Below are 22,500 nucleotides of genomic sequence, written 5' to 3' on the forward strand. Positions count from 1 at the left end.
GAGAGTCATCTCACACTGCTTTTTTATATCAGCTAGAGACATCCGCTGGAATAATTCAATCCTTTTCTAAGGTGATAAAGTGATAAGAATCCATTTTGTAGTACATGAATATTTTGAAGCACCTGGGGCATATGAAGATTGGGCTAACGCAAGAGGATATCAGACTACATTTTCACGGACTTATCTTGGAGATAAATTACCAGATTCAGTTGAGGGTATTGATTTCCTGATAGTTATGGGAGGGCCGCAAAGCCCTGCAACCACAACGACTGACTGTGCACATTTTGATGCAGCAGCGGAAAAGCAACTTATTGTAAAAGCGATTGCATCAGATAAGATAGTTATTGGTGTCTGTCTTGGCGCACAGTTAATTGGAGAAGCATTGGGGGCTGCTTTTGAGCATAGTCCTGAGAAAGAAATAGGAAAGTATCCAATTATGCTTACTGCGGAAGGTTTAAAAAATGATAAATTTACTCATTTCGGTGAACTTCTTGAAGTTGGGCATTGGCATAACGATATGCCGGGTTTGACCCAGGATGCAAAGATTATCGCTTTTAGTGAAGGTTGCCCCAGACAGATCATTGAATACCAAAGTCTGGTTTATGCTTTCCAGTGTCATATGGAGCTGACTACAGAGGTAGTTGAATTGCTTATTCAAAATTCAGAAAAAGACCTTAGTAAAGCGGATGAGCATACATTTGTTCAAACACCAGAAATATTACGCTCCCATGATTATAGTGAGATGAATAATAAATTATTTGTTTTTCTTGATAAATTGGCTAACCAATATATAAATTTGAATTGATTGATATAATCGTCACGACGGTTTTTAAGTCGTGACGGTAAACTGAACGATTTTAATTGGGGATAGAGGATTATTCCTTCAACCAACCTTTTTCTCTTGCTGCTTCCAGTTGTGGTAGCAAATATTTCCAAAATTCAGGGTAACTTTCAGAAATAAACTGGAGCAGGTTAAAGACTTGTTCAAAACGAATATTATTTTCTACCCAACTCTGACCATTATTATGCAGATTCATAAATACTGGCATGACCCTGTCGAGCATTTTGGCGAAACGCGCTTCAGGTGTTTCACCGTCTTCATATTCGTGCCAAAGGGCCAGAAAATAATCTCTCTGCGTTTCTGGCAGTAAGCCGAAAATACGCTTGGCAGCTTGCACTTCTTGCTCGTGGATAGCTTCACGGGCGGCTAAATCAAACGCGATAACATCCCCGGCATCGATTTCCACAATATCGTGAATCAATGCCATCTGTATAACACGGCTGATATTTACCTCTCCGGCATAAGGGGCAAAACTGATAACTGCAAGAGCAAAGTGCCAGCTATGTTCCGCAGAATTTTCATTGCGCTGATTGTTCAGGATTTTCGTTTTACGATGGACATATTTTAATTTATCCAGCTCCATGATAAAGGAGATAACATCGGTAAACGGGCCGAAATTAACAGGAGATACATTTGATGACATAAAAAACTAAACCTCAAATATTATTTTTCTTCCAATGAATAAGGCAGTGTCTGAATAGAAAGATAATGCCCTTCATCGTTGCGAATACGGAATACATTATCTGCTTCCATATCATTGCTCATAACGATCTGCACCCAAACGGAGCCATCAGCCAATTTGACCGCAGCGAGAACTGAGCCAGTCCGGCGCCATTTATCGCCTAACTGCCACTCCAGTTCATCACCGGCTACAGGAAGAGAAGATGCGCTACCTGCCAGCCAATACATGGCCCGCTTATTAACACCGCGATATTTAGCACGTGCTACCATTTCCTGACCGGCATAGCAGCCTTTTTTGAAACTGATACTGTCTTTGATGGCCTGAAGATTAGTAGCTTGTGGAATAAATTGTGTACTGTTTGCTCCATCAATTACGGGGAACCCTGCTTCAATCTCTAGCGCCAGCCACTGTTGGCTATCGTTCAATTGTGCCTGAAATTTTTCAACTAACACTTCTGCTAATTTGGTTGCAGTAGTGCTATCTGTAACTAAAAGAAAACGTTCTGTAGGGAGAGAGAAATGAAGAATAGTTGTTGTTTCATGTTGGATAACTGCTGTTTCTGCGTCAGGTAAAATGGGGAAAAGTGTTGCCAGTGCTTCCCGGCTTCCCGCTCCGGCAATACCAAGTAAGATACTTTTTTCATCTTTGGCAAAGGCCACTTTGGAGAATACCGCATATTTTTTCAATTCAGTCAGTTGTATATCCAATACCGAACGACGTTCAATATAGGCAAAACCTTCTCCACGATGAAACAGTCGCAGGTTGCTCCACATCTTTCCTTTGGCATCACAGTGGGCGCATAGTACATGTTGATTTACATCCAGGGAATTAATATCTGCTGTCATCTGACCTTGCAGATATTTTTCTGTATCAGCCCCGGTTACAGTAGCCATTGCCCAATCATCAAGGGAAATTAACGTCAGTGGAAGTATTGTGGAAGATAATAGAGATTGTGCAGAAAACGGAATTTGGTAAGCCATAACAGCTCCTGCCATAAACTATCTGAGAAATAACGTTAATGGTAAAAGAGATGAAGCTCAATGCAAAGGAGTTATTCTTTTATTTGCTGGTTGAAGGTTTATTGGCTGATTGTAGCGATACATTTTATTGCGATACTCTTCGCATATTGTAGAGATACCAACAGTTCAATCGTTGCCAATGATGAAAAACAGCCCAGAATCATTGATAATTACAGGCTCTTACTGTAACAGGTTTTTACAGTGATAAAGCATTGCCGTCCCAATGGCACGAATGAAAATAATCAAGAGGCTTTTTAAACATGGATATTGACAATAAAGCGCGTATTCACTGGGCATGTCGTCGCGGGATGCGTGAACTGGATATTTCTATCATGCCATTTTTTGAATATGAATATGACTCGTTGAGTGATGATGAAAAACGCATTTTTGTTCGTTTGCTGGAATGTCCAGATCCTGATCTTTTCAATTGGCTGATGAATCATGGCCGCCCGGAAGATGAGGAGCTTTTTAACATGGTGCAATTGATTCAAAGCAGAAACCAAGCTCGTGGCCCTGTGGCACAGTGAACTGAGAGTATCCCTCCGAACCCGCCTGTTTTCCTCTGGCGTGCATGGAGTGATAGCCCTAGCTGCTCTATTAGCACCGTGGTTTGCCAATAGTTTTTATGTCTGGCTTCTGCTGCCGATCATTATCTCCATAGTGGCGAGTTGGATAAGGAGCCAGAGAAATATCATGCAGTGTCAGGGAAAACTAATACTGTTTCGTGGCAATAAAGTGCATTGGCAAAAAGAAAGATGGAAAATGACTCAGCCACCGTGGCTTAGCCGTTATGGAATAATGCTCACACTACGTGCCTTTGAGCAAACGGAAAGTTTCTGCCTCCCGTCTAATATTCGATTATGGGTAGCATCGGATAGTGTGTCGGTTGAAGCTTGGCGTAGTTTTAGCCAGATTATGCGTAGTACAGAATTGTGGAAAGAAAAGGTAAAGGCAGAAAGATCATGAGAATCTGACTGTCTTATTCTTGTGTGGGGAATCTGTTGTGGCTAAGAAATGGATATGTCACTGCTGGACTAGCGAATGGCAATAAGCTGTTTTATTAGCGAATTCGGTGACCGTCTGGACGGTCACCTCTAGAAAAGGCATTTACACAAAATGCAATACAGGCTCCATTAGCCACGTCAACCACGTTGCCTATTTTTACCACCCATTTTTTTACACCCAGTACAATAGAATTGTAACCTTCACATTTATCTCACCTCTTATCACCATCTATAAATCAGGCTACAAATTTTTATAATGAGTTCCAACACTTTGAATCTCAATTATTTTGTCAGTGTCATTTTTGATGAATGTTACCCTGTGTTCTTGGCTTAGCCTTATACTAAATAAATCTCTACCTTGCAGTTTTTCGAAGTTACTGCCGTTTGCTGTACCAATGTTTTTTGCTGCTGTAATTGGATCATTACCCTTTTGCACCTCTTTTATAAAGGAGCTATATTTTTGTTTTGCAGCGTCGTCCATATTAGCAAATCCATTCTTGGATTTGTTATCTCTAAGTTTTTGCAAACTAACTTTCCATTTAGACGGTGCTGTTGTGGACGATGCTGCTGAACCCAATTTAGGTGCTTTTGTTGGGCCTGCCAGATAACCTATCCTGCCATCAGGTAATTTCTGAGGTGGTCGAAAGAAAGGCTGAGAAAGTTTTTTCTCCCAATATAATTCTCTAATGATTTAGTTTCTAGTCCATTGTAAAAATTTCTTGAAAAAATCCTCTTTCCTAGTGATGTTGCAGCAGATAAGATAAATAAAAAATCAATTAATTTAAAAAATCTTGTGGCGTTTGATTGTTGATTTTCCTCCAGTGGGATTTCTTGTGAAGCAAAGAAATAGAGTGCTAATAATTTATCTTCATCTGAATAAGTACTTAATGGCTTATTTTCAAGGTCAGGAACATCCCAGATATTTTCAGGATATTCACCTTCAAAATCCAGTTCGTTCTGGAGAAATCCATTTGCCATATCTTTAGAAATTTGATCACCATTCTCACCCAATAGTGCAGATGAAAGATTAGGCATATATTCTTGAAAAATTCTCTCTGCAGTATCTTTATGATAATAGTAACCTGGAAGTTGAGATACATTATGAATACCACTTACCGCTAAAGCATATGCTAATATTGTTCTTTTAGCTCGAAATTCCTTTGTAGATGTTGATGTATAACTTCCATCTTCTTCTTGCCTAAAGTTTAGTACACGTATTATTTCGTTCGCTATTTGCTTTTCAACGGGTAGATAATCTTCACCTCTATCATCAGGAGTTAATTGTATTACACTCGAAGTTGTTACGGATTTTATAACCATTGTATTTTCCCATTATGTTGGTGCTTATTGAAATAACTACTAATATAAATTGCAGCGCTGATTTCCGCTGTTACGGTTTCTTGACTGCTTTAATTAAATTATCAAGTTTATTTGCTCTCGATAATATCCTTACAAATACTTCGGATAATTGAGATGCTAATATCTTAATAATAAGTAACTATATAATCATTTTCTATGATTATGAATAAATATAAAAAACATTTGTTTATATGACCGTTAGACATATAGATAACATAGCACTTTTATGGTGTCAAGCACTGCTAAGTGACTTAATTTTGATTATATTATAGGCATGAATGATTCTATTTTAATTAAATCTCTGTATCCTGAGCCAGTTTATCAGGACTCTTTTAGAGGCAACTGTAGCGAATGAAACAGCATTAGTTCTATATATTTTGTTTTAGTGTTGTTTCTAATGATAATGAAAAATAAAGTAAAAAAGATAAAATTACGCGATGTGGTTTTGATATTAAATTTTTTCCATCAATATTGTATGGAATTTCTGACAAATATGTTGGCGTACATGTTGTTAAATTTTTTTTAAATTGTTGTTGGTTTTAATTATAAAATAATTTAAGCGTTAGCACATATTTCTCAATTTTTTATGATAGTAAATTAATTTTGCAAATAGGATTTACATTTTATTATATATTTAATTAGTTATAAATTAATGCCAATTTATTTATGAGCAATATGTTTCTACTAATAACTAAGTAATTTATCATTGGTTTAATTTTAATTAACTTTAAAATAATCAGGGTCTTTAGATAAAATTTCTACAAGATTTTTTTGAGGCATTTTTCAGGATATTATAAGTGGTAACAATCTGAATTATTTTGTGTCATTGCAATTTAAAAATGTCATCCAATCCTGCAATAATATTGAAATATCACTTTACTGATGGATTAGTTACTTAAAGGTAGTATCATAATTGAGACTGTATCTTGCATACGTACAGTTATTACGAAATTTCAACTAAAGAAGGGACTTATATGAAGGTTTCCACATTTGTCGCATCAGTTGCTTTGGCTGGCTTTTGCTTTGTTGCAAACGCGTCTACTCTTGATAATGTTGCTGTTTATTCTACAGAGAAATCTAACGGCTCTATGTCAGTGGGTGGCAAAAATGCTTACACTAAATCCTTCGAGGTTGCAGTAGCGAACTTATCCGGTAAGGATATTGATTTGTCGAAGCTTTGCCTGAAAGCTTACTCTCCTGACGAAAAAGAATTTAGGCTGGATACGGTTGATGAAGACCTGAATCAGGGCACACTGAAAGCGGGCAAGTCCGTCAAAGGTATTGCTGTGTTTGCTTCTGAAAATGACGTAGTTTATAAAGCCGCTCTTATTAAAATTTCTGGCGATTGCAATTAAAATTTAACCAGATAAAGCAGCTTTTTGGCTGCTTTCTTCGGATTAACTGTTCAGGCTCGCTCTGAACTTTTAAGAAAGCTTAAGTGATGTTAAAACAGTGCTTCCATCTCTGCCAATATCTGCATACACCATTGATTCAAGCGTTCCTCAGTCTCTTCAAACTGGTTCACATCATCCAGAGCAAGGCCAACAAACTGTTTGCCATCTTCGATCAGTGGTTTTGGACTGGTGAATTCATAACCTTCAGTCGGCCAGAAGCCGATAAACTGTACGCCCGTAGGAAGTAAATGGTGATACAGCATTCCCAGAGCATCCAGAAACCATTCGCTGTAATCAATTTGATCGCCCATGCCATACATGGCAACAATTTTCCCTGCCAAATTCAGTGATGGAAGTTGATCCCAAATAGTCAGCCAATCTTCCTGTATTTCACCAAAATCCCATGTAGGAATGCCGAGGATCAAGACAGAATATTCTTCCATCAATTTAAGATCACAATCTTTGATGTTGTGCAGCTCAATCAGATCTTCACCAAGAATATCGCGTATTTTTTCTGCTACCATTTCAGTATAGCAAGTGGTAGAGCCGTAAAAGAGACCAATTTTCATCATTATTTATCAGGGAATTTCTAATATAAGAGAGGGTATTGTAACAGAAGAATTGCTTTTTCAGGCATAATAGCCGATCGGAAGGCACAGATATAAAGGAGGGCTTGTGCCAAGCAAACACGTATTAAAAACTGATGTATCGGAACAGAGCCCGTCGGCTAATCCCCTGATAGAACAATTTTTGGATACGATCTGGCTGGAAAAAGATCTGGCAGAAAACACATTGGCTTCTTATCGGCTTGATTTACAATCCCTGAATAATTGGCTGGTGCATGGTGGCTATGATTTGCTTTCTGTACAGTCTATCGAATTACAATCATTTTTGGCTGAACGGGTGGATGGCGGTTATAAAGCCAGTAGCTCTGCGCGTTTGTTGAGCTCCATGCGCAGATTTTTTCAGTATCTCTATCGCGAAAAAATGCGGACGGATGATCCAACTGCGCTTTTATCTGCTCCAAAATTACCTAAGCGCTTACCAAAAGATTTAAGCGAAAAACAGGTTGAAAATTTGCTAAACGCTCCCTCGACTGATCAACCAATAGAACTGCGGGATAAAGCGATGCTTGAAGTGCTTTATGCCTGTGGGTTACGCGTATCCGAATTGGTTGGGTTAACATTATCGGATGTGAGCTTACGTCAGGGCGTTGTCAGGATCGTGGGTAAGGGGAACAAAGAGAGATTAGTTCCTTTAGGAGAAGAAGCTCTCTACTGGCTGGAACAATATCTAGAGTATGGACGCTCATGGTTACTGAATGGCATAGTGTCCGATGTGTTTTTCCCCAGTAAACGGGGAACACAGATGACGCGCCAGACTTTCTGGCATCGGATCAAACATTATGCTGTATTGGCTGGTATTGATTCCGAGCGTTTATCCCCGCACGTTTTACGCCATGCTTTTGCAACACATTTAATCAATCATGGTGCTGATTTACGGGTTGTGCAGATGTTACTCGGACATAGTGATCTCTCCACAACACAAATTTATACACATGTGGCAACTGAACGTCTTAAAGTGCTGCATCAACAACATCATCCTCGCGGATAACAACTCATAAATGACTGTTCGTTGATAACAGTTTATGAATAGGTTGCGAAGAAAGATGAAAAAAAGGAACAAAGTAATGAAGAAGATTGCGTTTTGTCTTTCCTTGATACTAACTGCTTTTACCAACAATACCTTTGCTGACGACAGCATGATTAATAAATCATTGTCAAAAATGGGGCTTAAGGCAGAAAGTATTACTCCATCACATATTACCGGGGTAAGTACTGCTTTGACCCAGCATGGAACTCTTTATATATCCAATGATGGTAAATATTTGTTCCAGGGGCCACTTTACGATCTCAGTGGAAAAGTACCAAAACACGTGATTAATAAGGCTTTGGTAGAAAAACTGGAAACCTTGAAAGATCAAATGATCATTTATAAGGCTCCAAAAGAAAAACATGTAGTTACTGTATTTACAGACATTACTTGTGGATATTGTCGTAAGTTACATGAAAATATTAAGGAATATAATGATGAAGGAATTACTATCCGTTATCTGTCATTCCCTCGTCATGGTTTGCAACACCAATCAGCGAAAGATATGCAATCTATTTGGTGTAGTGCGAAGTCTGCTAAAGCATTGGATGATGCTTTTAAAGGTGAGAAAATTTCACCTATTGAAAGTTGTAAGAAGGATATTGCCAAACATTATGAGCTAGGCTTACAGTTTGGTGTCAGTGGAACACCAGCTATGATACTCAAAGATGGCAGTATGATTAGTGGTTTTATGCCACCAAAAGATTTAGCTGACGCATTAGCACAGCATGCTGAATAATCCATCGCCAACGGATCCTGATTTAGTTAATAACAGGTAGTGAATTAAGCCCAGTGAATAGAAAAACACAGCTCCGCCGCCGTCCAGCGGCGGATGATAGCCACCTTCCCGATAGTATCCATCCGTTATTGCGCCGTTTATATGCTACGCGTGGTATACGCCAGACTGATGAGTTAGAACGCGGAGCAAAAGGGTTACTTAATTATCAATCTCTTAATGGCATTGAAGAGGCTGTTTCCTTGCTTATCACAGCGTTGCACCAACATTGGCGCATTGTTATTGCTGGTGATTTTGATGCTGATGGAGCAACCAGCACCGCATTAAGCATCCGTGCATTACGTGCAATGGGATATCGGGATCTGGATTATTTTGTGCCTAATCGTTTTGAAGATGGTTATGGCCTAAGTGTGCCGGTCGTGAATGATGTCGCCAAAAGAGGGGCTGATCTGATCATTACCGTCGATAATGGGATATCTTCCCATGATGGTGTTATGGCAGCACATCAGCATGGCATCAAAGTGATCGTCACAGATCACCATTTGCCGGGAGAAACATTGCCAGCCGCAGATGCTATTATCAACCCCAATCTGGTGGATTGCTCCTTTCCTTCGAAAGCATTGGCGGGTGTTGGTGTTGCCTTTTATCTGATGTCCGCACTCAGAGCGGAACTACGTAAAATAAGGTGGTTTGAGCAACAGGGTATTCCTTTGCCGAATCTGGCAGAATTGCTTGATTTGGTTGCATTGGGAACAGTGGCAGATGTCGTTCCTCTTGATACCAATAACCGTATTCTGGTGTATCAGGGATTGAACCGGATCCGGGCAGGGCGTTGTTGTGCCGGTATTCGTGCATTACTGGAAGTTTCTAAACGGGAATCAGGAAAGCTGGCTGCCAGCGATTTGGGGTTCTCCCTTGGCCCACGGTTAAATGCAGCAGGGCGACTGGATGATATGTCCGTTGGTGTCGCATTGTTACTAACCGATGATATCGCACAGGCGCGACAGATTGCCTGTGAATTAGATGGATTGAACCAAACCCGCCGTGAAATTGAACAGGGTATGCAGCAGGAAGCCTTGCAGATCTGTGACCAAATTGAGCGTACTCATACTGAATTACCTTACGGGCTGGCTATTTATCATCCTGAATGGCATCAGGGAGTTGTGGGCATTTTGGCATCTCGTATTAAAGAACGTTTTTATCGTCCGGTTATCGCTTTTGCCCCTGCGGGAGACGGAACACTGAAAGGTTCAGGCCGTTCCGTAAATGGACTACATATGCGAGATGCCCTTGAGCGCCTTGATACCTTATATCCGGGATTAATGCTGAAATTCGGTGGCCATGCCATGGCAGCCGGGCTATCGATTGAGCAGGATAAATTCGACCAGTTTCAGCGCCATTTCTCTGAGTTGGTGGCAGACTGGCTGGATATCGCTCAACTTGAAGGGGTAATCTGGAGTGATGGTGAGCTGGCATTAAAAGAGTTGTCACTGGAAGTTGCTGAGATCCTGCGAGATGGCGGTCCTTGGGGGCAGGCATTTTCTGAGCCGGTATTTGACGGTAAATTCAAGCTTCTGCAACAGCGGATTGTTGGTGAAAATCATCTGAAAGTCATGCTTGAGCCGTTAAAAGGAGGGCCGATGTTGGATGGTATCGCGTTTAACATCGATACAAAATTCTGGCCAGATAACAGCGTTAAGACGGTGGAACTGGCTTATAAACTGGATATCAACGAATTTCGCGGTAACCGTGATGTTCAGCTTTTAATCCAGCACATCTGGCCTCACTGAATTGGCCTCATTGACTGAGTCGATCGAGTGTCTAAGGTAGTGTGACTAACCATTTATCCATTGCCACATAATCAAATGTGATTATGTGGCAAGTCACTTGAAATGCTATAAACCCTTTGCCAGATCCGTTACAATACGCGGTTCGAAAATATCCATGCGATCATCTTTCTGTAAAAAACATCGTTTTTTATAAAAACACAACGTATAAGACACGAAATATGTTTGAAATTAATCCGGTAAAAAACCATATTCAGAACCTGTCTGAGCGGACAGCAGTTCTGAGGGGGTATCTTTGACTATGATGCCAAGAAAGAACGTTTAGAAGAAGTCAATGCTGAATTGGAACAGCCTGATGTCTGGAATGAACCGGAGCGGGCACAGGCGTTGGGTAAAGAGCGTTCATCACTGGAAAGCATTGTAGAAACGATTGATCAGCTTGAACAAGGCTTAGAAGATGTAAACGGCTTGTTGGAACTGGCTGTTGAAGCTGATGATGAAGAAACTTTCAATGAAGCGGTAGCTGAATTGGAGCAATTGGAAGAAAAACTGGGCCAGCTTGAATTCCGTCGTATGTTCTCTGGTCAATATGACAGTGCAAACTGTTATTTGGATTTACAGGCAGGTTCTGGTGGTACGGAAGCACAGGATTGGGCAAGTATGTTGATGCGCATGTATCTGCGCTGGGCGGAATCTAAAGGCTTTAAGACCGAAATTATTGAAGAATCTGATGGTGATGTTGCAGGTCTGAAATCCGCTACCATCAAAATTATCGGTGAATATGCCTACGGTTGGTTACGTACAGAAACTGGCGTACATCGTCTGGTACGTAAAAGCCCGTTTGATTCTGGTGGTCGCCGTCATACATCATTCAGCTCAGCTTTTATTTACCCGGAAGTTGATGATGACATTGATATCGAAATCAATCCTGCTGATTTGCGTATCGATGTATATCGTGCTTCTGGTGCGGGTGGTCAGCACGTCAACAAAACCGAATCTGCGGTGCGTATTACTCACATACCGACGGGTATTGTTACTCAGTGTCAGACAGACCGTTCTCAGCATAAAAACAAAGATCAGGCGATGAAACAGTTGAAAGCCAAACTGTATGAGCTGGAAATGCAGAAGAAAAATGCTGATAAACAGGCCATGGAAGAGAACAAATCGGATATCGGTTGGGGTAGTCAGATCCGCTCTTATGTTTTGGATGATTCCCGCATTAAAGACTTGCGTACAGGTGTTGAAACCCGCAATACGCAGTCTGTGCTGGATGGTGATTTGGACAAATTCATTGAAGCAAGCTTAAAAGCTGGCCTATGAGGAACTAAAATGTCACAACAACAGCAGGGGGCTGAACAGGCTCCTGATTTAAATAACGAACTGAAAACACGTCGTGAAAAACTGGCTACACTGCGCAGCAACGGCATTGCATTCCCGAATGATTTTCGTCGTGAAAACATTTCTGAAGATCTGCATGCAAAATACGATGACAAGACTCAGGAAGAGCTGGAAGCGCTGAACATTGAAGTGACTATTGCAGGTCGTATGATGACCCGCCGTATCATGGGTAAGGCATCTTTTGCAACCTTACAGGATATGGGCGGTCGTATTCAGATCTACGTTTCCCGTGACGACCTGCCGGAAGGCATTTATAACGAACAGTTCAAAAAATGGGACTTAGGTGACATTTTAGGTGCACGCGGTAAATTATTTAAAACTAAAACCGGTGAGCTTTCCATTCATTGTAGTGAACTGCGTTTATTGACTAAGGCACTGCGCCCACTGCCGGATAAATTCCACGGTCTGGCGGATCAGGAAACCCGTTACCGTCAGCGTTATCTGGATCTGATCTCGAATGATGAATCGCGTCAGGCATTCCAGATCCGTTCCCGGGTTATGTCCGCGTTGCGTAATTTCATGATCAGTAAAAATTTCATGGAAGTTGAAACGCCAATGATGCAGGCGATCCCTGGCGGAGCGAGTGCGCGTCCATTTATTACTCACCACAATGCGTTGGATATCGATATGTATCTGCGTATAGCGCCAGAGCTTTACCTGAAACGTCTGGTGGTGGGTGGTTTTGAACGTGTGTTCGAAATCAACCGTAACTTCCGAAATGAAGGGGTTTCACCACGGCATAACCCAGAGTTCACCATGATGGAACTCTACATGGCCTATGCTGATTATCAGGATTTGATCGTTCTGACTGAAGAACTGTTCCGCACACTGACTCAGGATGTGTTGGGTACAACTCTGGTCAGATACGGCGAACAAGAGTTTGATTTTGGCAAACCTTTCGTGAAAATGACCATGAAAGAAGCGATTTGCAAATATCGCCCGGAAACCAATGTGGCGGATCTGGATGATATGAATAAAGCTGTTGCTATCGCTGAATCTCTTGGTATTGAAGTTGAAAAAGGTTGGGGATTGGGCCGTGTTCAGTGTGAAATTTTTGAAGAAACTGCGGAAAGCCATCTGATTCAGCCAACATTTATTACTGAATATCCGGCAGAAGTTTCTCCACTGGCACGTCGTAATGACGATAATCCATTCATTACTGACCGTTTTGAATTCTTCATTGGTGGACGTGAAATCGGTAATGGTTTCTCCGAGCTGAACGATGCAGAAGATCAGGCAGAACGTTTTGCAGAGCAGGTTCGTCAGAAAGACGAAGGTGATGACGAAGCCATGTTCTACGATGATGACTACGTAACCGCATTGGAACACGGTATGCCACCAACAGCGGGTTTGGGTATTGGTATCGACCGTATGGTGATGCTGTTCACTAACAGCCATACCATTCGTGACGTGATCTTGTTCCCGGCCATGCGTCCGAACAAATAATCGCTTTTTGATTAAAATCGATGAATAACGCCCTGCTCAGTCTGTTGAGCGGGGCGTTTTTACAGTGAGGAAAAAAATAAAAAGTGAGGAGAAGACAAGCGCAGCGCGTCAGTGACGCTCAGAATAGGCCAAAATGACTAGATTACGCGAGAAACTCTTTCTGGCTGGCAATCAGTTTGGCACCACAGGCTGTGTACATCCCTTCCACAGCGATAGATTTCCTTTAGTTTTTAAATTATCACTGCCTTCGACAATAGGAAAAACGCCATCACATTTGGGGCACTCAACTAAATCCGATTCTCCAGCAACGGGAATACCTTTTTAGGTGTAGCCACCCACAGCAGTAATCACTTTTCCACCGTGATCGGTGGTGTCGTTTAATAAAATAACGGCTTTGTTTGCCATGTTTGACCTCATACCTGAAAAATTCGGTTATCAATGATTAAGTCAGCAAAAACATCAGAAATCATAAATAATTTATATTAATTTCTGATGTTGTGATGGCTTCAAGACAAGCGTTTTACCATTCTCCGTAGGGATATTTTTTCCTTTGATAAAGTTCTTGATACGTTCGGAATATTCATCATAACCATCCGGATGGTTTGTTTTTCCCTGACAAATAGCCATTTTATCACCGGAAACGGATTCACCAGTGGCAACTAAAATATTATCACCGTTATTTTTATCATAATCACGTAACCAAGCCCGGGTAGTTCCACCGGGAGCTAATCCAACAAGTATTGTATCCCGATAGAATACATATCCCTTAACTGCACGCCCGATATAAGGTTCACGCATCAGTTGCCAGACTTCGGGAGTAAATTTAAAAGTTGTCTGATAAGATTTTTTATCAATCACGGAATCCCAACAGATTTGTATCCATTGGGGCAGCGCTTCTCCATTGTTTCGGATACCACGACTCCCTCCTAATCGTTTATTCCAACTATTCAGACTTTCATAATCTGGATTTGCGCCATCAGGCATAAATTTTTGTACAACGTAATTATCCTCATCCTGAAACTGAACAAAGCTGATGCTGGCGGGAAAATATTCAGGAGTGCGCAATTTAAACCACCATTTCTCATAAGGCAGCGGCTCACTGTGGTGCACAATGGGTTTATATAGCGGAATCATATTAATATGGCATAATGTCTGGATTCAACTGACAAGGGATAAAGTAAGATGGGCTACAGTTTGGATTTTCGAAAGCGAGTACTGGCATACAAAGACAAGCATTCGTTGACTTTCGAACAAACGAGTGCCCATTTTGACATTTCTATGCGTACCTTATTTCGCTGGAGTCATAAAATAGCGCCTTGTATGACTCGTGATAAACCGTCCACTTTCAGCGTGATTTCTGACGCGGCTTCCAGCGCCACTTTTCAGGTGAATTTCCTGCCCACTGTCAATCACGGTGACATCCCCTGTCTGGATATGCTGGCTGCCGGCAATCCGGTGGGAAACATTTCCTTCGGTGGTAATTTTGCGTGAACCGGCGACCTGATGATGATCATCAGCGCGGATATCGTGGTAACGGTTGTTATCGATACGCTGTTTCTGGTCATGCTTGATATGCCAGTAGGCATCGTTTCTGATATGCGCGGTAAAATCTTTCTGACCGCGGAAATAGATTTCTTCACTGTCTTTCGCGTCCTCAAAGCGCAGTTCGTTAAAGCCTTTACCTTTGTGCGTCTTGGTCTTAAAGGTAGTGCGGGTTTTTTCTGCTGGTAAATCCAGTGGCGGGCGGTTCAGACCGTTGTAAACACATCCGGTGACGATTGGGCGGTCAATATCACCGTTTAAATAAGAAATAATCACTTCCTGCCCGATACGCGGTATCGCCATAAAACCGAAGCCATTACCATTCCAGCCCTGCGCAACACGTACCCAGCACGAAACCCCATCATCCGGCTGGTCATAGCGGTTCCAGTGGAAATGGACTTTAATGGCACCATCTTTATTGACGAAGATTTCCCCTCCTTCCGGCCCAACTACCATCGCCGTTTCATCCCCGTCCGCTAAGGGTTTGTAGTGGAAAGGCGGGCGGTAATCATCAAAGCCGGAAATAAAACTGAAATGATTGGAGAGCGTGGTGCCTTCACTGGCATCGTGTCCTAGTGCCTGCGGGCAGCGCCCGTGGTGACTGATACCGACTACCTGCCAGCGGGTATTGAGCGGCGCGTGCGGGTGACTTTTTATCTCGAAGATTTTGCCCGGCATCAGTTTGATGCAGTTACTACTGCCGCTGCCGGTTTGCTTCTGGTTATCCAGTGCTTCCTGCCGGTATTTTAAAAACGGTTTGGCGGCGGCATCTTTCTGAAAACGGCCGTAACTTTCAAACACGGTATAGGGCGTCTGGCTACCAAAATCGCGGAACCCTTCGCTGCTCTGCATATGAGAGCCGGCGGCTCAATGGGCGATTCGTGTCAGCATAAGGGTCAAACAGTCGGAGAAACTGTTTCAGGCTTTCGGTGACAAATCAGGGGGTAACTGGCGTGATATTATGTACGATGAGATAGGGACGGCGAGCCTTCCTGCGTCACAGTGATAGTGCCTTGTTCCAAGGCGCACGCCTGCTCATAGTAGCCGATGAAATAGCCCGATACCGAAAGGGTCGGCAAGTGGTTTGCTGGTTTGCCCATCAAATCAAAAAAGTGCAGCCGGTGCTGTGTCCTGTCCAGAAAATCACGCTCGGTTTGAAGCTGGTAGTAAAAAGTGTCGGGTTGGTAATCCTCATCCAGAAAATACCCGGCGGGGGTAAACTGTTCAATCGGCAGCCAGTGATAAGGTGTACCGCGTTGCTCATTGTCATCGGGCTGTTGCACCACCTGAATATCGCGCAACCGGAATAATCGCACTGATTCCCCCAATGGCAGCGGGTAACTGTGATTGCCGGAATCCAGCAGAATGGACGGGCTGGTCTGATTTTCCAGATGAATGGCCGGGACGTAGCCCAACAAAAACGCCTCATCGACATTATTCAGCGGTAGTTCACCCTCGAAACGAAAAACCAGCTCAAACGTGCCGTCCGCATTCAGCGGAATTTCCACGCAGTGACTACGGATATCGAGGGTAACAAAGTTATAAAGCTGGGGCAGCGCATAATATTCCACCAACGGTTGTAGGCCAGAATAGGTATTCTTTGACGCAGGCAGCACCGGACTATCAAACAGGTTATGCCAGACATAAGGGGAACAGCGCAGTTTTCGCTGCTCTCCCTGTATTGTCAGGCTGACATCACAGAGATGCTGATCGAGCCAGAGACTGAGCTGTGCCGCCTTTTCCGTGTCAGTGCCGAGAAAAAAAGACAATGCTCCGCTTCGCCAGACCGGAGACACCGTGCCGGTTTGACACAGGGTCAGAATAATTTCACTGTGGATGCCGGTTTTTTTCACTGTGCGTTCTTGTAGATACAGCGATTCCTTGTTGTTTTTCATTATTTTCACTTAGTCATGTCAGATGTTTTATTAATCAGGGATCGGTGATGTCTGCATCAGGTGGAGATAACATGGGTATCCGACCAATAAAGGTGGTTTATTGCACACATACATCAATAAAATTAATTAACAAATTAAATCCAATTTTCGTCTGATTTTGGCGGAATATGGAGGTGTTAGCGGAATTTGCACGGAAATTCAGGCAGAAATAAGGATGGCAGGAACAGCAACAATTTGACACCACCCTACCTAACCGTTAATATTTTTTCTACAAAAACGATCTGTCGCCTGTCAGGAGCGCCTTCGGGTGGCAAATCAAAACTCCCGTAGCCTGAAAGGGTGGCTAAAAATGTGTCCGGAATTTCTTGACCGCTACACTGAACTTAGCCAAGCCGTACTCTCTAGTATTGATGAACCAATTTTGTTGATGTTCACAGGCGGAGAAGTATTCCACCGCCTTCATATTATTTAGCAATGTGTATTGTTGATTAAATGAGGGAATAAATATGCAAGATAAAAAACCTGAGACAAAGGCATTAGACGATAGCAGCTTTGTGACCGTTACAACACCGGAGTATGTCAAAGATTCAATTAAAAAAGCGATAGAAAAACACGCCCTAAGTCGCAACCATCCAGATGCAACGCTACAAGATAAAGGATTTGTTATCCTGAGCAATGATGTCGGTAGTAATAGCGAGACTGATGCAGCAACACCAAAAGCGGTGAAAACAGCATATGATTTAGCTAATACAGCCAACCAAAATGCCAACAATGCGAATAGCAATGCCAATACCCGCTTAGCGAAAGGCCAGAACGGAGCTGATATTCCTGATAAAGACGCTTTTATAAACAATCTCGGATTACGAGATACAGTCAATCAGGCGGAAAATGCCTTGCAAAAATCAGCCATTGTTCAACAAACTGGGGTATCTAATGACCTTGTGATGAGCCAAAATGTGACAACTATGCTGATTAGTGAGTGCATCAAAAAAGAAGACGCTGAGTTATTGGCAGTTCCCATCGGTGGCATTTTAATGTGGGGCAGTGATCTACCGCACCCCAATAACTTCTTGCCGATGGAGGGTGGACAAATTGACCCTAATCAATATTCTGAATTACTTAAACATTACCCTTCGGGAAATCTGCCAGATTGGCGGGGTTATGTGCCTCGTGGATGGGATCAAACCGGAGGAGTTGACCCAGATGATAGAGAGCTGGGATCATTTCAGTCCGATGCTATTAGGGATATCACAGGAGTAATTAGGACAGGTAGTCGTAAGACAGATGAAGCTCCCGATAATACAACAGGGGCATTCACTACTATCAATCAGGGTAGGGAATATCAGGCTTATACTCCAGGAACCAACATTTACACTTATGAGGATCGAGAATTTCGTGCTTCTTCCGTTGTCCCAACATCGTCTGAAAATAGAATGAAAAACGTTGCAGTGATATTTTTAGTAAGGGGAAGGTAATGACTCAGCCAACAGAACCATCGGTACAATTTGATGAAAATGGATTTGCCCTGTCCTATGGCTGGATACAGGTTTATTGCACGAGTGCGGTAAACCGGGAATACATCGGAACAAAACTGGAACGTACCTTTATTGGCGTTACTTTATCTGCGGGATCGTATCTGGATGAACCCAAACTGCCCAAAGCTCCGAATAAGGTGATTTGCCGGACAGTTGACGGCAAATCATGGGAGTACGTACCAGATTACCGGGGTAAAATGGCATACCATATTCAGACTCGTAAGCACATTGAGATAACAGAAATTGGGGATATTCCCACAGAATTAACGTTACTGGAGCCGAAAACTCCCTTTGATAAATGGAATGGTACGCAGTGGGTGACGGATGTTGGAGCACAGAGTCAGCATGAGGTGCAGCAGGCAGAATCTCAGAAACAACAATTGCTGATTGAGGTGTTTCATCGGATTGCTCCACTACAGGATGCCATTGATTTAGGCATTGCCACCGATACAGAGAAATCAAAACTTACCGTCTGGCGCAGATATCGGGTTCTGCTCAACCGGGTAGACTGTTCTATGGCCCCTGATATCGTATGGCCTGAACAGCCAAAATGATGATAGGGTGTATAAGCATATATTGATCTCATACCAATCTAGACACGGACGTCTAATCGATACTCTTCTGAAATATCACAAGTTCCCTATCGCCAACAGAATACCTAAACACACAATTCCTATTATTCAACGATTGCGAAGAGTAATGCTGGTGACTTCATCTGCACATTCGTTATACGAAAAGTTTGGCTATTCTCCTGTTAATCGTGAGATTTTTGTCTGGCAAATATTTCGTCCAGATGTTTATGAAAAAAATTGATACCAAACAAGGCTACCGATGTTTAAATTTATTGGGAAAGATTACAATGTCTTCCGATGACAATGTGAATGCAGAACATTGCTGAGAAAATTGAACACTATCTTCCAGTGTCATTCCGGCCAGCCAACAGTGAGCAAGCCCTGCCATCATTGCATCACCAGCTCCATTTGTATTGACGACATTACTCATTAGTGCGTGAGAATGACCTGCTTTGTTATCTAATTCACTATAATACACACCCTCTGCATCCATACTTAAAATTATTCGTTGGACACCCTGTTGATGAAACCAAGATGCAGCAATGGCTGCGTCTTCCAATGTTTCAATCTCAATACCACTGAGTATTTTGGCTTCGGAGCGATTAGGTTTCAGAGTATGGATATAGGATAGCCAATGGCGGATATTAGACGCTTTGAAGGTGGAAACAGTATCAACAAAAATCGGAACATTATTAGCGTGGCTGAATATCCATTCCAATGATTCCTGAGATAAATTGCAATCAAGAACTAATACACTGGCATTTTGGATAAGTTTTTTAGATTGAGTCAGTAACGAGGGAGTAAGTTTATCCAGAATGCTCATATCATTTACAGATATGATACATTTTCCATTTTCATCAATAAATGAATTGCAGATTGATGTTTTTTCATCATCCAGCTTATGTAAATATTTAATATTAACGCCAGATAATTTTGTTTGTTCTGACAGAAATTTGCCATGTTGGTCGTTACCAACGACGGAAATTAAATAACTTTCATTCTTTAATGCAGCAATATTCTGAGCGATATTTCTCCCGACCCCACCGGGGGTCGAGATTATTTTCCCTGGGTTGGAATCATCATATACTACTTTAGCAAAGGTATAGCTGGTTATATCTATATTAGTTGCACCAATCGTAACAGCATAAACATCATTGGATAAAATATAACCTTTCCCTTTGATATAACCTTTTTTACTTAGGTTCATAATATGCCCTGCAACACACGAGCGACTAATTCCAAGAATATCTGCAATTTCTTGCTGTTGGATAAAAGGATCTCGTTTTAAAATTTGCAGTATTTGGGTTTCCCTATTTGACATATTATGGCCTTGGTTACTTTTTGTATTCATACTTTTATTTCATATTGAGCGGACAGTAAAGGTTATTTTTATAGTTTATTCGGCTTTTGAGAAAGTGATCGTAAGTTTGGTTGGATTGATTTTGTGATAAAATTGTGATCTGTATCATAAATATTATTCTAATAAATCAGAAATGTTTAGGATAATAAAAGTGTTTAGATTGTAAACTATATTTTATTCTAAATAAAATTATTTAATATCAATGCATTATTGATAATTATGTTTCTTACAAACAAGTGTTTGGTTTTTATGGAAGAGCTTTTAATATCATGTGATAGCGAAAGATATTTCATATCTTACTATATTAAATTCACATCATGAAATTAAAAATTTTGTGTAAACCTGCCTAATGCTATCAGAAATAAATCTGATTTCTGTATTCAGATAACAACGTTGGTATTTAAGTCTATCTTCATGATATGAGGTGTTTTTCACAAATTTCCGTTATTTAAATATATATTTATTTTTACCATCTGAATAAAACATTTTATGAGTTTGATTATATTGCCAAAAATAGATTATTAATTTTATTTCTTATGATTTTCATAGGGATAATGAGCGATTTTTTATTACGTTAATGTTATTAAGTAGTTTCATATTAATCTCTTTCTTGTTGGTGTTTATGAATTGTTTGTATTTGACTTAAAAAAATATGGCAATATGTAAGTACTAAATTTGATGTTAATTAATTGTGATTAAAAAATTGTCAGTGTGAATTAATATATTAATGATAAGTATTAATTGATTATTTTGGTGCCGTATATGATTAGAAAATTCACAACAATATTTATATTTTTAATACCGTATATTTCGTTTACAGTATCTGCCTCTCCGGTAAGCCTTAATGAAAATTTATCGCCATCTGTTGTGAGTGAAGGAATAAATAATTTACAGAACAGTGAAAGAGAGATTAACAAACTCATTGAACAGAGACGGCATCAGGCAATACTCAATCGATCAGAACAGAATTCTGCAAAAAAATCATCACCAACGCTTGTGGAGTCAAAAAGATGTTTGCCAATTAGTGGCATTTATATGCAGGGAATATCATTATTGTCAACCTCTGACCTGAAAACGTTAAGTGCTATTCCTAGTGATTGTATTACCAGTAGTTATATTAATAGATTAGCATCAGAAATTACGAATCTTTATATTCAGAAAGGTTATGTTACAGCCAGAGTAAAACTCATTCCGCCTGATTATGATAAGAAATTGGGGATTAGCGTTATAGAGGGTTTTGTTGAAGATATTCAGGGAGGAGATCGCTGGGTTAATAGCCAGACTCTTTTTCCTGATTTAAAGAATAAGTCATTAAATATACATCAACTTGATCAAGGGTTAGATCAGGCAAATCGTCTGCAATCAAATAGAACCACGTTGGATATTTTGCCGGGTACAGTCAATGGAGGTTCTATCATTCTCTTGAGTAACAAACATAGTGCGCCCTGGAAAGTCTCTGTGACAACCGATAATTATGGGCAAAAAAGTACCGGGAAGTGGATGGGAAGGTTAAATACCAGTTTTGACAGCCCATTGGGATTATCGGATTTTATTAGTTTCAGTGGAAGCTCTACATTAAATACTTCTAAAAAAAAGTATAACCATTCTTATATCTTACTTTACTCACTTCCTTATGGTGAGATGACATTCAGCGGATTTTATGTTGATTCCCAATATAGAAATAAGATGCATTTACAGGTTAGGTCAATAAATATAAGAGGAAATGCTGAGCAAACAGGAATGCGTGCTGATTGGGCATTTCATCGTAATCAAAAACAAATAGATACATTAAGTACACAGGTCATATATAAAAAAGGAAATAATTATTTAAATGATGAAAAACTCATAACAAATAGTGAAACCGTTAGTCTTGTTTCTCTTAGTGTTAATCATTTGCAAGTTATTCCTACAGGTGTTTTTACCTTTTATATTGGAATTGATAAAGGAATGCCATGGTTTGATGTACAGACAGTTATGGACAAAGATTTTATTAAAGGTCAAATGTCACTGAATCTGAAAAAGAGATTGACACTGTTTAAATCATCCTATTTTTTTTATAGCAAATTTTATACGCAATATAGTCGAAATCGGTTACCAGCTATGGAATGTATAGATATTAGTGATAAAAATAATATTCGGGGATTTAATGAAAGTTTTTTATGCTCTGATAATGGTTGGTAAGTTAACCAGATAAATTATCTGCATTGTTGCTATAATCAATAACACGATAATCAGATTTTCCGGCTGTTTTTATGAAATCGCAGATAACACTTTCTG

At 40.8% G+C, this 22,500-nt stretch carries 20 protein-coding genes and 4 pseudogenes; 14 read left to right on the plus strand and 10 right to left on the minus strand.

The genetic code is table 11. From position 1 onward, the window contains the following. The first annotated feature begins 82 nt into the window (after nt 1-82). Nucleotides 83-805, plus strand: coding sequence for a type 1 glutamine amidotransferase (locus Xbud_RS12575; protein ID WP_099136403.1), 723 nt, complete (start codon nt 83-85; stop codon nt 803-805). A 70-nt stretch (nt 806-875) separates the two neighbouring features. Here the strand turns inward: Xbud_RS12575 and Xbud_RS12580 are convergent, their stop codons facing one another. Both Xbud_RS12580 and ygfZ read right to left on the minus strand, forming a co-directional pair. Next, nucleotides 876-1,484, minus strand: a complete 609-nt coding sequence (locus tag Xbud_RS12580; protein ID WP_099136385.1) for an HD domain-containing protein — start codon at nt 1,482-1,484, stop codon at nt 876-878. A 20-nt stretch (nt 1,485-1,504) separates the two neighbouring features. Continuing rightward, the gene (ygfZ, locus tag Xbud_RS12585) at nt 1,505-2,503 is read right to left on the minus strand and encodes a tRNA-modifying protein YgfZ (RefSeq protein WP_099136386.1); all 999 of its coding nucleotides are present in this window, start codon (nt 2,501-2,503) and stop codon (nt 1,505-1,507) included. 299 nt (nt 2,504-2,802) lie between these two features. Between ygfZ and sdhE the strand changes: the two genes are divergently transcribed. Both sdhE and Xbud_RS12595 read left to right on the plus strand, forming a co-directional pair. After that, complete coding sequence (gene sdhE, locus Xbud_RS12590; protein ID WP_099136387.1) at nt 2,803-3,069, plus strand: FAD assembly factor SdhE; 267 nt, start codon at nt 2,803-2,805, stop codon at nt 3,067-3,069. After that, on the plus strand, nt 3,050-3,508 hold the full coding sequence (locus Xbud_RS12595) for a protein YgfX (RefSeq protein ID WP_244589944.1): 459 nt from the start codon (nt 3,050-3,052) through the stop codon (nt 3,506-3,508). Before sdhE ends, Xbud_RS12595 begins: the two co-directional genes overlap by 20 nt. Nucleotides 3,509-3,787: 279 nt before the next feature. Here Xbud_RS12595 and Xbud_RS20550 read toward each other — a convergent pair whose 3' ends face one another. Continuing rightward, complete coding sequence (locus tag Xbud_RS20550; protein ID WP_244589945.1) at nt 3,788-4,072, minus strand: hypothetical protein; 285 nt, start codon at nt 4,070-4,072, stop codon at nt 3,788-3,790. A gap of 83 nt (nt 4,073-4,155) precedes the next feature. Further along, nucleotides 4,156-4,866: a hypothetical protein gene (locus Xbud_RS12600; RefSeq protein WP_244589946.1), complete on the minus strand. Its 711-nt coding sequence runs from the start codon at nt 4,864-4,866 to the stop codon at nt 4,156-4,158. Nucleotides 4,867-5,879: 1,013 nt separating this feature from the next. Between Xbud_RS12600 and Xbud_RS12605 the strand changes: the two genes are divergently transcribed. Beyond that, nucleotides 5,880-6,260, plus strand: a complete 381-nt coding sequence (locus tag Xbud_RS12605) for a DUF4354 family protein (RefSeq protein ID WP_099136388.1) — start codon at nt 5,880-5,882, stop codon at nt 6,258-6,260. Between the two features lie 89 nt (nt 6,261-6,349). Here the strand turns inward: Xbud_RS12605 and fldB are convergent, their stop codons facing one another. Further along, nucleotides 6,350-6,868, minus strand: a complete 519-nt coding sequence (gene fldB, locus Xbud_RS12610; RefSeq protein WP_099136389.1) for a flavodoxin FldB — start codon at nt 6,866-6,868, stop codon at nt 6,350-6,352. A 106-nt stretch (nt 6,869-6,974) separates the two neighbouring features. On the opposite strand from fldB, the gene xerD reads away from it, so the two are divergent. The 5 genes from xerD (at nt 6,975) to lysS (ending at nt 13,319) form a co-directional block, all read left to right on the plus strand. Then, nucleotides 6,975-7,913 (plus strand): site-specific tyrosine recombinase XerD, encoded by a 939-nt coding sequence (gene xerD, locus Xbud_RS12615; RefSeq protein WP_099136390.1) that lies wholly within the window; start codon nt 6,975-6,977, stop codon nt 7,911-7,913. A gap of 76 nt (nt 7,914-7,989) precedes the next feature. After that, nucleotides 7,990-8,691 (plus strand): bifunctional protein-disulfide isomerase/oxidoreductase DsbC, encoded by a 702-nt coding sequence (gene dsbC, locus Xbud_RS12620; protein ID WP_099136391.1) that lies wholly within the window; start codon nt 7,990-7,992, stop codon nt 8,689-8,691. Between the two features lie 53 nt (nt 8,692-8,744). Further along, nucleotides 8,745-10,478 (plus strand): single-stranded-DNA-specific exonuclease RecJ, encoded by a 1,734-nt coding sequence (gene recJ / locus Xbud_RS12625; protein ID WP_099136392.1) that lies wholly within the window; start codon nt 8,745-8,747, stop codon nt 10,476-10,478. 218 nt (nt 10,479-10,696) lie between these two features. Continuing rightward, a protein-coding gene (gene prfB / locus Xbud_RS12630; RefSeq protein ID WP_099136393.1) for a peptide chain release factor 2 occupies nt 10,697-11,795 on the plus strand; the annotation gives its coding sequence in 2 pieces (ribosomal slippage) (nt 10,697-10,771 and nt 10,773-11,795; 1,098 coding nt in all). Between the two features lie 9 nt (nt 11,796-11,804). Then, nucleotides 11,805-13,319: a lysine--tRNA ligase gene (gene lysS / locus Xbud_RS12635; RefSeq protein ID WP_099136394.1), complete on the plus strand. Its 1,515-nt coding sequence runs from the start codon at nt 11,805-11,807 to the stop codon at nt 13,317-13,319. A 142-nt stretch (nt 13,320-13,461) separates the two neighbouring features. On the opposite strand, the pseudogene Xbud_RS20555 reads toward lysS, so the two are convergent. Together Xbud_RS20555 and Xbud_RS12640 are read right to left on the minus strand one after the other, a co-directional pair. Further along, a pseudogene (locus tag Xbud_RS20555) lies at nt 13,462-13,724 on the minus strand (PAAR domain-containing protein). A 72-nt stretch (nt 13,725-13,796) separates the two neighbouring features. Next, on the minus strand, nt 13,797-14,453 hold the full coding sequence (locus Xbud_RS12640; protein ID WP_099136395.1) for a DUF2931 family protein: 657 nt from the start codon (nt 14,451-14,453) through the stop codon (nt 13,797-13,799). A 48-nt stretch (nt 14,454-14,501) separates the two neighbouring features. On the opposite strand from Xbud_RS12640, the pseudogene Xbud_RS21120 reads away from it, so the two are divergent. After that, nucleotides 14,502-14,663 (plus strand): annotated as a pseudogene (locus Xbud_RS21120) (IS630 transposase-related protein); the annotation flags it as partial. On the opposite strand, the pseudogene tssI reads toward Xbud_RS21120, so the two are convergent. Together tssI and Xbud_RS12655 are read right to left on the minus strand one after the other, a co-directional pair. Further along, nucleotides 14,624-15,719, minus strand: a pseudogene (tssI, locus tag Xbud_RS12650) (type VI secretion system tip protein TssI/VgrG); the annotation flags it as partial. The pseudogenes Xbud_RS21120 and tssI overlap by 40 nt on opposite strands. 101 nt (nt 15,720-15,820) lie before the next feature. Continuing rightward, nucleotides 15,821-16,756, minus strand: coding sequence for a type VI secretion system baseplate subunit TssF (locus Xbud_RS12655; RefSeq protein ID WP_244589947.1), 936 nt, complete (start codon nt 16,754-16,756; stop codon nt 15,821-15,823). A gap of 500 nt (nt 16,757-17,256) precedes the next feature. On the opposite strand from Xbud_RS12655, the gene Xbud_RS20195 reads away from it, so the two are divergent. The 3 genes and pseudogenes from Xbud_RS20195 to Xbud_RS20560 form a co-directional block, all read left to right on the plus strand. Further along, nucleotides 17,257-18,231, plus strand: a complete 975-nt coding sequence (locus Xbud_RS20195; RefSeq protein WP_422645747.1) for a tail fiber protein — start codon at nt 17,257-17,259, stop codon at nt 18,229-18,231. Next, a complete protein-coding gene (locus Xbud_RS12670; RefSeq protein ID WP_099136398.1) occupies nt 18,231-18,845 on the plus strand; it encodes a tail fiber assembly protein in 615 nt (204 codons plus the stop codon). The genes Xbud_RS20195 and Xbud_RS12670 overlap by 1 nt, the downstream gene beginning before the upstream one ends. A 124-nt stretch (nt 18,846-18,969) precedes the next feature. Continuing rightward, nucleotides 18,970-19,104 (plus strand): annotated as a pseudogene (locus tag Xbud_RS20560) (GNAT family N-acetyltransferase); the annotation flags it as partial. A gap of 12 nt (nt 19,105-19,116) precedes the next feature. Here the strand turns inward: Xbud_RS20560 and Xbud_RS12675 are convergent. Beyond that, a complete protein-coding gene (locus tag Xbud_RS12675) occupies nt 19,117-20,184 on the minus strand; it encodes a PfkB family carbohydrate kinase (RefSeq protein WP_099136405.1) in 1,068 nt (355 codons plus the stop codon). Between the two features lie 801 nt (nt 20,185-20,985). Between Xbud_RS12675 and Xbud_RS12680 the strand changes: the two genes are divergently transcribed. Continuing rightward, nucleotides 20,986-22,404 carry a ShlB/FhaC/HecB family hemolysin secretion/activation protein gene (locus Xbud_RS12680; protein WP_099136399.1) on the plus strand — a complete coding sequence of 473 codons (1,419 nt, stop codon included), beginning with the start codon at nt 20,986-20,988 and terminating at the stop codon, nt 22,402-22,404. Nucleotides 22,405-22,500 lie beyond the last annotated feature (96 nt).

Origin of the sequence: Xenorhabdus budapestensis, from assembly GCF_002632465.1 — a bacterium.
Lineage (GTDB): Bacteria > Pseudomonadota > Gammaproteobacteria > Enterobacterales > Enterobacteriaceae > Xenorhabdus > Xenorhabdus budapestensis.

Coding starts and splice junctions, on each gene's coding strand:
- Xbud_RS12580 (WP_099136385.1), bottom strand. CDS start 1,484: ATGTCATCAAATGTATCTCCTGTTAATTTCGGCCCGTTTACCGATGTT.
- ygfZ (WP_099136386.1), bottom strand. CDS start 2,503: ATGGCTTACCAAATTCCGTTTTCTGCACAATCTCTATTATCTTCCACA.
- sdhE (WP_099136387.1), top strand. CDS start 2,803: ATGGATATTGACAATAAAGCGCGTATTCACTGGGCATGTCGTCGCGGG.
- Xbud_RS12600 (WP_244589946.1), bottom strand. CDS start 4,866: ATGGTTATAAAATCCGTAACAACTTCGAGTGTAATACAATTAACTCCT.
- Xbud_RS12605 (WP_099136388.1), top strand. CDS start 5,880: ATGAAGGTTTCCACATTTGTCGCATCAGTTGCTTTGGCTGGCTTTTGC.
- fldB (WP_099136389.1), bottom strand. CDS start 6,868: ATGAAAATTGGTCTCTTTTACGGCTCTACCACTTGCTATACTGAAATG.
- dsbC (WP_099136391.1), top strand. CDS start 7,990: ATGAAGAAGATTGCGTTTTGTCTTTCCTTGATACTAACTGCTTTTACC.
- lysS (WP_099136394.1), top strand. CDS start 11,805: ATGTCACAACAACAGCAGGGGGCTGAACAGGCTCCTGATTTAAATAAC.
- Xbud_RS12640 (WP_099136395.1), bottom strand. CDS start 14,453: ATGATTCCGCTATATAAACCCATTGTGCACCACAGTGAGCCGCTGCCT.
- Xbud_RS12655 (WP_244589947.1), bottom strand. CDS start 16,756: ATGAAAAACAACAAGGAATCGCTGTATCTACAAGAACGCACAGTGAAA.
- Xbud_RS12670 (WP_099136398.1), top strand. CDS start 18,231: ATGACTCAGCCAACAGAACCATCGGTACAATTTGATGAAAATGGATTT.
- Xbud_RS12675 (WP_099136405.1), bottom strand. CDS start 20,184: ATGTCAAATAGGGAAACCCAAATACTGCAAATTTTAAAACGAGATCCT.
- Xbud_RS12680 (WP_099136399.1), top strand. CDS start 20,986: ATGATTAGAAAATTCACAACAATATTTATATTTTTAATACCGTATATT.